General features: G+C 60.3%; 10 protein-coding genes. 2 read left to right on the forward strand and 8 right to left on the reverse strand.

Features of this window, described 5'->3' with window-relative positions:
* Positions 1 to 65: 65 nt before the first annotated feature.
* Positions 66 to 677 (forward strand): thioredoxin fold domain-containing protein, encoded by a 612-nt coding sequence (locus tag VE934_RS13295; protein WP_324888254.1) that lies wholly within the window; start codon positions 66 to 68, stop codon positions 675 to 677.
* A 68-nt stretch (positions 678 to 745) separates the two neighbouring features.
* On the opposite strand, the gene VE934_RS13300 is transcribed toward VE934_RS13295, so the two are convergent.
* The 3 genes from VE934_RS13300 to VE934_RS13310 all read right to left on the reverse strand — a co-directional run bounded on the left by VE934_RS13300 (position 746) and on the right by VE934_RS13310 (position 5,133).
* Positions 746 to 1,690: a DMT family transporter gene (locus VE934_RS13300; protein ID WP_324888256.1), complete on the reverse strand. Its 945-nt coding sequence runs from the start codon at positions 1,688 to 1,690 to the stop codon at positions 746 to 748.
* Between the two features lie 147 nt (positions 1,691 to 1,837).
* Positions 1,838 to 4,072: a hybrid sensor histidine kinase/response regulator gene (locus VE934_RS13305; protein ID WP_324888258.1), complete on the reverse strand. Its 2,235-nt coding sequence runs from the start codon at positions 4,070 to 4,072 to the stop codon at positions 1,838 to 1,840.
* On the reverse strand, positions 4,072 to 5,133 hold the full coding sequence (locus VE934_RS13310; RefSeq protein ID WP_324888260.1) for a 5-methyltetrahydropteroyltriglutamate--homocysteine methyltransferase: 1,062 nt from the start codon (positions 5,131 to 5,133) through the stop codon (positions 4,072 to 4,074). Before VE934_RS13310 ends, VE934_RS13305 begins: the two co-directional genes overlap by 1 nt.
* Before the next feature lie 137 nt (positions 5,134 to 5,270).
* Between VE934_RS13310 and VE934_RS13315 the strand changes: the two genes are divergently transcribed.
* A complete protein-coding gene (locus VE934_RS13315) occupies positions 5,271 to 5,855 on the forward strand; it encodes a restriction endonuclease (RefSeq protein ID WP_324888262.1) in 585 nt (194 codons plus the stop codon).
* A 55-nt stretch (positions 5,856 to 5,910) separates the two neighbouring features.
* On the opposite strand, the gene VE934_RS13320 is transcribed toward VE934_RS13315, so the two are convergent.
* From VE934_RS13320 to VE934_RS13340, 5 genes are read right to left on the reverse strand one after another with little or no spacing between them, the layout of a single operon-like run.
* Complete coding sequence (locus VE934_RS13320) at positions 5,911 to 7,101, reverse strand: YbfB/YjiJ family MFS transporter (RefSeq protein WP_324888556.1); 1,191 nt, start codon at positions 7,099 to 7,101, stop codon at positions 5,911 to 5,913.
* Between the two features lie 47 nt (positions 7,102 to 7,148).
* Positions 7,149 to 7,841, reverse strand: coding sequence for a hypothetical protein (locus VE934_RS13325; RefSeq protein ID WP_324888264.1), 693 nt, complete (start codon positions 7,839 to 7,841; stop codon positions 7,149 to 7,151).
* The gene (locus VE934_RS13330; protein ID WP_324888266.1) at positions 7,838 to 8,821 is read right to left on the reverse strand and encodes an MlaD family protein; all 984 of its coding nucleotides are present in this window, start codon (positions 8,819 to 8,821) and stop codon (positions 7,838 to 7,840) included. The genes VE934_RS13325 and VE934_RS13330 overlap by 4 nt, the downstream gene beginning before the upstream one ends.
* Positions 8,822 to 8,827: 6 nt before the next feature.
* Positions 8,828 to 9,631, reverse strand: coding sequence for an ABC transporter permease (locus VE934_RS13335; protein ID WP_324888268.1), 804 nt, complete (start codon positions 9,629 to 9,631; stop codon positions 8,828 to 8,830).
* A gap of 29 nt (positions 9,632 to 9,660) precedes the next feature.
* The gene (locus tag VE934_RS13340; protein ID WP_324888270.1) at positions 9,661 to 10,095 is read right to left on the reverse strand and encodes a response regulator; all 435 of its coding nucleotides are present in this window, start codon (positions 10,093 to 10,095) and stop codon (positions 9,661 to 9,663) included.
* Positions 10,096 to 10,145: the final 50 nt, after the last annotated feature.

The raw sequence follows: 10,145 nt of genomic DNA on the forward strand, positions 1-10,145 counted from the left end.
CCTGGCATACCGCGGCGTACACTTTGCTGCGTTATGCTGTCCGCTTTCCCATCTTGCACGCTGTCATGACCTTCAAACCTCACGCCGTTTTTCCTGCTTTGCTCATTGCAGCAAGCCTGTTTGTCTCTGGCTGCAAGGACGCCAAAGAAGCTGCGGCGCCCGCTGGCGCTGCGACAACACCGGTTTCCAGGGCGGTCATTGCGGCCGAGGCGAAAGGTTTCACGGTCGGCTCCGCCATGAGCACCCGCACCGTCTACGTGTTTTTTGATCCGCAGTGCCCGCACTGCAACGCGCTGTGGGAAGCCGCCAGACCGCTCAAATCCCAAGCCAAATTTGTCTGGATTCCCGTCGGGCTGCTGAACGCAACAAGTACCGCGCAAGGCGCCACCCTGCTGGGGGCCAAAGACCCCGTGGCCGCAATGGATGAACACGAGGCTTCGATGCGGGCGCAGCGCGGCGGCATTGGAGCCGGCGGCGATATTGACGCGCAAAAAGGCAATGTCACCAGCAACACCGCGCTGCTGACCCGACTTGGGTTTTCGTCGATACCGACCATCATTGGCACGCATGCACAAAGCGGCGCGCTGGTCACGAAAGAAGGATCGCTGTCCACCCCTGCTCTGGCTGCATTCCTGGGATTGCAAATGCCAACGGCGCCATCAACGCCAGCGCAATAACTTTGGTCTTGATCCGGGCCTGAAGCCCGTGGTGGTTACGCGCGTTCGCCTTTCCTTCCGGCTACGTCTCAGTCGACGGGTGCAGGCGCTTCCCGCGCGCCGCGGCTGGTGAACTGTGCCAATGCAACACCCGCCAAAGTGAGCCCGGCACCGGCCAGTTTGATGCCGGTGTATTGTTCACCCGCAAACAGCCATGCAACCAGGCCCGCCACAGGCGGCATCAGGTACATCAGGGGCGCTGTACGCGCGACGCCGCGCACACTGTTGACCCAACCCCACACCAGCCAGCCCAGAAATGCCGACACCGTCACGGACCAGATGAGGCTGGCCCACACGGCCAGAGACACACTGCCCCACGGCGCGGACAAACCGGCGGACAGCGTGAAAAGAACCACGGGCACACTGCCAAACAGCGTCGCATAACTCATGGTGACCACCCCGCCATGGCGCTCGATCAACGGCTTGGCAGCAACGGTGTAATAAGAGAACAGGCTTGCGGCCACCAGCAAAAACAAGTCACCCCCGGTTGCGCGCCAGTTGCCTCCCACCAGTTTGTCAGACAGAAAAATCAGCACGCCCACAAAGGCAACAGCGACTCCGGCGATCTGGGCCTTGTGCAGCCGCTCAAGGCCCATGATGCGCAGGATCAACAACGTAAAAATGGGTCCGCAAGCCAGAATAAGCGAGCTTGAAAAAGCAGTAGACCAGTGAATGCCGTAGGTCACCATCCCCACGTGCAGAAAATGCCCGACAACACCCAACTGCGCAAGCTGCCAAAACTCGCGCCTGGTTATCCTCGGGAAATGCCGGCCGAAGCGCCATGCCAGCAACAGGACCGCGCATAGAGGCATGATGAGGTAACGCGCAAACAAAAAGCCACCGGGGCCGACGACGTTGAACACAAACTTCTGCAGCGAAAAGTTGATGCCCCAGATGACGATGAGGACGAGGGCTGCGACCAGTGCGAGGGAAGCTTGTCGGCCAGACGAGTGGTTCGATCGCGGGAGAGCCATCAGGCTTGTTTTGCCGGGTGTGACGTCATATGTGAATGAAAATAGCCCCGTGCCCAGCAAGGACGGGAACAGTTAGCTATCATTTTTGAAGCATACCATCTTGAGCCGGGCGCTGCAGCGGACCGCCCTGCTGTCCCCACGTCCTGTTCAGGTATGGCTCGCCGTCAGTTCCTCAAGCTGGTCCAGGTCGACCGGCTTGGTCAGATGATGGTCAAAGCCCGCCTCACGCGTCTTGCGTTTATCGTCGGCCTGGCCCCACCCTGTCAGCGCGACGATGGTGGTCTTGCTCAAGGTCTCCATCTTGCGAATTTTGCGACAGGCTTCGTATCCGTCCATGCGCGGCATACCGATGTCCAGAAAGATCATGTCGGGCCTGAATTCCGCAGCCGCTTCTATCGCCTCGACGCCATCGTTGGCTATGCGCAGCTCGTGACCCATCATGGACAGCAGCTGGGCCAGCGTTGCAGCAGCGTCCACGTTGTCATCCACCACCAGTATCCGGCGCACGCTCTGTACGCCGACTGCCCCCGGCGCTTCTTGCCCCGGAGCCACCGCAACCTCAGGCAATGCCTCGCTAACCGGTAGCCACACCACAAATTTGCAACCGTCGCCTTTGCTGCAATTTTCTGCACGCACATATCCGCCGTGCATTTCGACAATCTTGCGGACCAGGGTAAGACCGATGCCCAAACCCCCTTGCGTCTTGGACGTGGATGAGCCCGGTTCGGCCTGAACAAACATGTCAAAAACGCGTGCGTGCAAATGCGCAGGAATGCCGATGCCGTTGTCCTCGACCGTTACCCGGACACCACCCTCGGCAAGCTCGGCACGCAACTCCACCACGCCGCTCTCCGGTGTGTACCTGGCCGCGTTGTTGAGCAGGTTGGTGAATGCCTGCGACAGCCGGACCAAATCAGCGGTGACGGTGACTGACTCATCCGGCAAGGTGACCCGGAAATCATGCTGCCGCTGCGTCATCGCGGGGCGGCTTGTTTCGACGGCGCTGCGCAGGGCGTCGGCCAGGGTCACCTGATCCAGGCGCAGCTCCAGCTTGCCGCGGCTGATGCGGCTGACATCAAGCAAGTCGTCCACCAGCCGCGTCATGTGTGCAATCTGCCGGTCCATGACCGCGCGTGTCTGCTCCAGCTCGGCAGGGTTAGTGGCCACGCGCCGCAGAATTTCCACGCTGTTACGCAAAGGGGCAAGCGGGTTGCGCAACTCGTGCGCCAGCATTGCCAGAAACTCGTCCTTCATTCGACTCATCTGCTCGGCATCGGCGCGCGCGGCGCGCTCGGCTTCCAGAAGTTTTTCACGCTCTTGTGCAGCTTCCTTGGCTACCTCGTACAGCCGCGCGTTGTCGATGGCCACACCGGCCTGCGCCGCAATGCCCACCACCAGCCGCTCGGCACGCTCGTTAAAAATCGCGACTTTCGGGTGGCCAAAGAACAGCGCACCGATGACATCGCCCGAGCCGGACGCAACCGGCACCGCCAGAAAACTGCGAACCTTCGGGTGGCCTGCCGGCATGCCCAAATGGGGAAGCATGTGTCCGTAGCGGGTGTCTTGGGTTACGTCGTCAATGCGTACGGGCGGCGCGCCGCTGAAGGTGGGACCGAACAGCGCCGTGGCACGTGGATGGCCAAATTTTTCGAAAGCGTCGCGCGGCGCACCCGAAAGCGTGTAGAGAAAGAGCTGGCTGCCATCGGATCCGCCAACTTTGTAGAAAAAAGCGCCAAATCGCGCGCCACTGATCTCCGTCGCGGCATCAGTAACAGCCTGAACCAGTTCGCGCACTTCCAGCTTGGCGGTGAGCGAAGTACCGGTCTTGTTGATCAGCTCCAGCATGCGGGTTTCGTCCTGCAAAGCCTCCTCAGCGCGGCGCTGCTCGGTGATGTCCCGAAAAACCCAGACCCGCCCCACGTTGCGTCCTTCAACAAACTGGATCTTGGACGCGCGCTCAAAGATGCGCCCGTCGCGCAAGTTCAGCAGATCAAAACTTTCAGGCGGCGAGATTCGGTAAATCTCGGCGATGCGTTCAACAAAGGCCTTGGGATTTTCAAAGTTGACGCTGTTGACGGACACCAGGCGTTCGTGGTCACCGGTCTGCAATACGTCGGCAGACAGCCGCCACATCTGGGCGTATTGCTGATTCACTGCAGTGACCAGCCCTTTGTCGTCCGTCACCAAAATGCCATCACGGCTGGCTTCCAGCGTCGCCCGCATCATTGCGACCGAGACGGCCAACTCTTCCGTTTTCCTCTCAAGACCCTGTTTGGCCGCGAGCAAGGCCGCTTCGGCGCGCTGCCGAGCCAGCAGAATGCTCTGGGCGTTTTGCAGCGCCACGGAGCGCAGAAGGCCCTCTTCCGTGTGGCGATCCGGCATCACTCGGCTCCGAGTCGGCTGGCCGCCAGCGCGGTCCCCTGTACACGCGCCCGGATTTTGGCGAATGCTGTTTCACGACTCGTCGAGATGTCATCGCAGAAAGGAGAAAAACCGCAGTCATCGGTCGTGCCGAGCTGCGACACAGGAATGTATTTGGCGGCCCGCAAGACACGCTCGCAGACGAGCTCCGGCGTCTCGATCTCGGATTGAATTGGCGCTACCACGCCTACAAATACCCGCTGGTCGGGCTTGATGTACTGACTGATGATCTTCAGAACGCGCTCGGGATCCTTCTCACACGCCAGCGCGATATAAAAATTCCCGGCCCGCAGCTCAAACAGGCTGGGCAAAAGTTCTGCATAGTCAACGTCGGCGCTATGCGTGGAGTCCCTGTCACCGCCCGGGCAGGTATGAACGCCGATGCGCTGCCTGTCCTCGGCGGAAAACCGGTTCAGCGCCAGGTTGTTCAAATCGATAAAGCTGCTGAGCAGCTCGCCCGAAGGGTCGATTTTCATGGCCAGGCGCCCTTCAGTGAAATCAATCTGCACCTTGTGCGCACCCTTGTCCAGACAGCGCCGGATCTCGGTCTCGTGTTCGCCCAGCAAATCGTCAAGAAACTGCTCGCGTGTGTAACCTTCAATGCCTTCGGCCGGGTACATAAGACTAAGCGCGGAAGGCGAAATTACCGCCTGCTTGAGTGCGACATTGGTGTGGCGCATCGCCACATCCAGATAGCTGTCTGCATAACGCATGTAGCGGAAAGGTCCTCCAGTCAGGCGGGGCATACGGCGAACATGCCCAGCCGCAAAAGGAATCTTGAATCCGTCGGGACTGGTGTTGGGCAAGCCATGGACACAGTAGGTCCAGAAGTTGTGATACTTGCGCTGCTCCCCATCGGTGATGACGGGGGATCCCGTCTCTTCAAACCGCGCCAGCGTATCGCGAATCGCCTCGTTATACATGGCATCAAGCGCCGCCGAATCTTCGCCGCCCCGATGCACGGCCTCAATGAGTTCCAGCGGGCGCGGGATGCTGCCAATCGGTTCAGTTGGAATATGCATGGGCGCCACTATAAGTAATAATTCCTCAGCTAGATGTAGGCGAAAATCCATAGAAAATTCGTCCATTTGCGCCTCTCAAGCACATCCGAGGTGGAAAAACCAACCACCCCCGGCAACCCTCCATAAGGACCTTCCCCTTGAAATTCAAAATGGCTGAAAAGTCACTGTTCGCCGTGCTGCTGCGCTCGCCGTGGTGGATTAGCATCGCCCTTGCCATGGGCTTTGCCCTGGCCGCCAAAGCCCTCTTGCCAGAGAAGTACTTCGTGTTCGGGGCGATCGGGGGGTTCCCTTTTGTGGTGGTGGGCGGCATTGCACTGTGGCGCCAGTTGCGCGCACCCAGCACCGCGCATGTTCCAGACACGCTGGCGCTCATCACGGCCATGTCCTGGCGCGACTTTTCTGCGCTGGTCGAGAAAGCGTTTATTGCTGATGGTTTTGAGGTCACCCGAGTGAATGGCGACGCGGCCGACTTCAAACTCACCAAGGGCAGCCACGCCACGCTGCTCAGTTGCAAACGCTGGAAGGCAGCCCGGCTGGGGGTCGAGCCTTTTCAAGGCCTGGAGGCAGCCCTGTACACCCATGACGCCAGCGCCGGCCTGTGCATCACCACAGGCGCGGTTACTGACAATGCGCGGCAGTTTGCAAGGTCGCACCACATTACCGTGATGGAAAGCACCGAGCTGGCGCAGCTGCTCAAACCGGTGCTGGTCAGCCGCATGTGAGCAAATCGGGCTCTTGCCCTTTACTGACGGACGGAGTTAGCTATTCTTTTTATAGCTACCGGGCCGATGGGCCTTTGACCGGATAGGCGCTCACCATCCACAGGTACAGCGCGGTGCCAGCCAGCAAGGTTGCTGCGGCAATTTCCAGCGACAAGGTAAATCCGCTCCCCAGCGTCGGGCTTGTGCGCAGGATGACTGCAACCAGTGGCGGACCAGCGATCTGCCCGATACCGTACATGGCGGTGAGCAGACCCATGTAACTGGCAGCGGCATTGGGGCGCAGTCGCCGAACCTCCTGCATCGCAAAAAAGGTAATGGCCGTAAACGGTATGCCCAGCAGAAGGCTGCCGATGGCAAAACCGGCGAGGTTGGGGCTGACCACACTGGCTGCGATGCCCAGCGCCTGCACCGCGTAACAACCGGCCAGCAGATAACGAAAGTCTCCCGTCGTGGGGATACGGGTGGCCAGCAAGGCACCGGTAATCACACCAAGGCCAAAGATGGGCCAGAAAAAGTCGATCCAGACAGAGCCTGGCATCGCTTCGCGTGCGATCACCGGCAAAAATGTGGCGGTGATGATGTATCCAAAGCCAGCGAGTCCATAAGCCAGCGAGAGCAGCAACATCTGCTTGCGGCCCGCCGGTGCCGCCCCATGGCCAGTGGATGCTGTTTGAGCGACGCCCACAAGCTGCAAAGCACCGTCACCAAACGTGCGCCACACACATGCGGTCAACGCGGCAGCCAGCACTCCAAAAAGGAGCCAGCCGGCAGCAGCCGTCCAGTGCAGCGCCACCATGCCGCTGGCAAACAGGCCGCTCAGGGCAATGCCGATTCCGGGCCCGGTGTAGATGACGCCGCCCAGATGCGGCGCATGAAGCCTGGCCAGTTGGGCAAGGCACCAGCCTGAGGTGTAAACAAACACCAGCGCGCTGGCTACGCCTGCGGCAAAACGCAGCACCGGCCAGGCCCAGGGGAGGTGGATGGCCATGCTGAGTGTGAGTACTGTTGTTGCCACCAGTCCGACACGAACCCACGTGGAACCGGCCACCTGAGGCAAAAAAGAAAACCGCTTCCAGATCCAGGGCTGAAAGGTGCAGAGCAAGGCCCCCACGAGATAGCCAAGGTAATTAGCGCTCGCCAGCCAGCTGGCCGAGGGCAGATCGATCACGCCGTCGCTGAGCATCATGGGCAAAAGCGGCGTGAAGGCGAATCGGCCAATACCCATGGCCGTCGCCAGTGCCAACATGCCCGCAACAGCCACCGCACCGCGGCTGGCTACCAAACCGCCAGCCGTCAAGGTTTAGGGCCGGCGGTGCCGGGTGCACCGGAAACACCTGGCGAAGGATTTTCGGTGAGTGCAATGCGTCTACGCAGTCGAGCAGCTTCAGAAGCGTCACCGGCCTTGTCGGCAAGTTGCGCCTGTACGCCCAGCCAAGCCAGCAAAGGTCGCCGCCACCCTTGACTTGACGCCGTGTCTACGGCCTGTTGAACAACTGCCGGGCTGGCGCGCCCCGTTTGAAACAGCACGCCAGCAGCCACCAGCTGCGACAAAGGGTCCGCGATGCCTTTCAAAGACGCGACGTCGCCCGTGGCGGAAGCGCGTTGCGCGGCGGGCAGCAAGGCTGCGTCCTGCGGCTGCAGCTTGCCGGCCAGGTAATCCGCGTAGGCTCGTTCTGCTGCAGGCGCATCCTGGCGCAGGCGCTCAAATCCGGCGCAGGGCTCCAAGACCAGACTGGCCACCCTGCTGGCACAACGCAGGAGTTCTGCGCGGGCCATCAGGTCCGCGCGACCGGTGCTGGACACCTCACTGCGCGCGCGGCCAAACTCCATCGCCTCGACCCGGGAGTTTCCTTCCATATAGGCATTCACGGAACGCTCCATCGCGCTTTTGGCTTCCATCTGCCAGTCGGGCGCCTTGGGGCCGCTGCTGCAGGCCACCAGCGCCGCGCATGATGCCGTCAATAAAAATTTGAAATGGGCGTTCATGGCAATCTGATCTCCGTGTCGCGGGCAAACGGCCATTTCCGGTTGATCTCATTGATCAGGCCATCCACTTTGCGCAGACTGGACTCGACCTCCGCGCGCAGCGCACCCAGATCATCCGTGGCGGCACGGACATTGCCTCCCACCGCCTGGGCTTCAACCAGCACGGCGTCCACCTTCTTCAAGCTGCCTCGGGCCTCGGCCAGCAGGGTGTTGAGCCTTTCGACGGTCACGCGGGTGGCGGGCAGCACACCCTTGTCGCCAAATACCTGCGTGTCTGTTTTGGCCGCCAGGCCGTCCAGTTTCGTGAGCAAGGCATTGGTCCGGTCCAGTGTGGCGATCAGCTTCTTGGCCTCGGCATCACTTCCCAGCAAGACCGTCAACGCACCGCCGGGGCCGTTCAATCGGCTTGTGAGTTTTTCCAGATTGCCCAGGCTGGCACCGAGTGCGCCCTCGTTGCTGGTCAGGCTGTTCAGGTTTTCGACCAGCTCTTTGGCGGCGGCGATCAGCTTGGGGACCTCGGCCCCGGTATCGCCACGCAGCACCTCGCGCATGGCTCCGTCTGGCAGCGGTGGGTCGGCGAGAATGCCGCTGTAGGCCCGGATGTTGGTGCTGCCCACCAGCCCGCGCACCAGGGTGAAGACACTGGAGGTACGCAACCAGTGCGCGTCTTTGGTCGGTACATCAATGATGATGCGGGCTTTGCCGTCATCCGCCAGCTCGATGCGGCGCACGCGCCCAATCGGAAAACCGGAGAACGTCAGGTCCATACCAACCACGACGCCTTCTGAATCATCGGACTGCAGAATCAGCGTCTGCGTGCTTTCAAAGGCGCCGCGTGCATACAGAACATAAACCGCTGAGCCGACGACCAGCAGGGCCATGAAGATCAGTAGCAAAACAGCCTTGAACTCCAGATTTGCTACCTGAGGCATTCCTGCCGGGCCGTCAGGAGGTGGGAGGGATTCTTTGGGTTCGCTCATGAGGACTTAATAATAATTGCCCATCAGGGACACCACTTCAATCACCAGAATAACCGCAAACATGCGCACCAGCACACGCAACTCGGCACTGGCACGAAAGCGCAAGTCGGCTTCGTCATACATGGCAGATGCCATGGGGATCAAGGACACCGCAAGGCTGAAAAACAGCGTCTTCATCAGAAAAATCACTGTGACGGCCGGATTGAAAACCTGGCCGAACAAACGCGTGTAACCCACCACGCCCGACAGGGTAAAGCCATACACCGCAAGGTAAGCCATCACCAGCGCGACCACACAACTCAGGGCGGCAAGTGTGATGGTTGAAAAAATTCCAGCCACCACGCGGGGCAGCACTTCAATCCGGACAGGGTCCAGCCCGCGTTGCCGCAAAGCGTCCAGCTGCCCCAGTCGGCGCATCTGTGCAAGCTCGACCCCGCTGGCAATGGCACAGCGCAGCGCCACAAACAATGCTGCCGTCAGGGGAATCAGCTCCAGCACCAGCACGCGAATCACAACCTGCAAGGCGTACTGCGTGAGCCCATAACTCAGCGCGGTGACAATCACAATGCGTGTGATGACCACGGTAATAACCGCGCACATCAGGGTGAAGCCCAACAGAATGGGCGCTGTATTGTGATAAATGTGCCGCGCCAGCAGAACTCGGTTCTGGCGCGAGTAGCTCGATGGCGACATCGTCAGCACCAGAATCATCGCGCCCAGATATATCAGTCGCCACCAACCGTTTAGCCAGTCGCGCGCCTTGCGATTGAGGCCAGTAAGCGTTGTCAGCCTGAGTGCCGGGAGAGTCATGCGCTCATGATACCGACGCCGCGGCGCGCTCAAGAAATCAGAGCATTTTTGGGCGCCGCCAAATCCCGGCAATAGTCGAGAAAACTGTCCATTTGTGTGGATTTGTCGAACACCGCGTCAGACCCGAGTGCCAGGCACTGGGCGCGTACGTCAGCCGTAAGTTCACCACTGAGCACCACGACACGCTGGTCGGGTCTGCGGGTGGTGCACCAACTCAACGCGCCAACGCCACTGCCCTGCTTCAAATGCAAATCCACAACGGCCAGGTCCCAGGCACCATCGTGCGAAGACAGCCAGTTGGTGGCAGAGACTTCATTGTCAGCAAAAAAAACGACGTCGACATGGGGTATCTCGCCAAGCGCTTCGACCATGAGCTGACGCAAGGTGACATTGTCTTCAATGACAAACACATTCAACGCGCGCTTTTTCGCGCTGTTTGCTCCGGTTATTTGGGCTTGGCTCATCGGTGTACGTAATCGGGATAAACCAGTTTAGGGTCGCGGCGCGCCACCAG

This window comes from Polaromonas sp. (genome assembly GCF_035638815.1).
Taxonomy (GTDB): domain Bacteria; phylum Pseudomonadota; class Gammaproteobacteria; order Burkholderiales; family Burkholderiaceae_C; genus Polaromonas.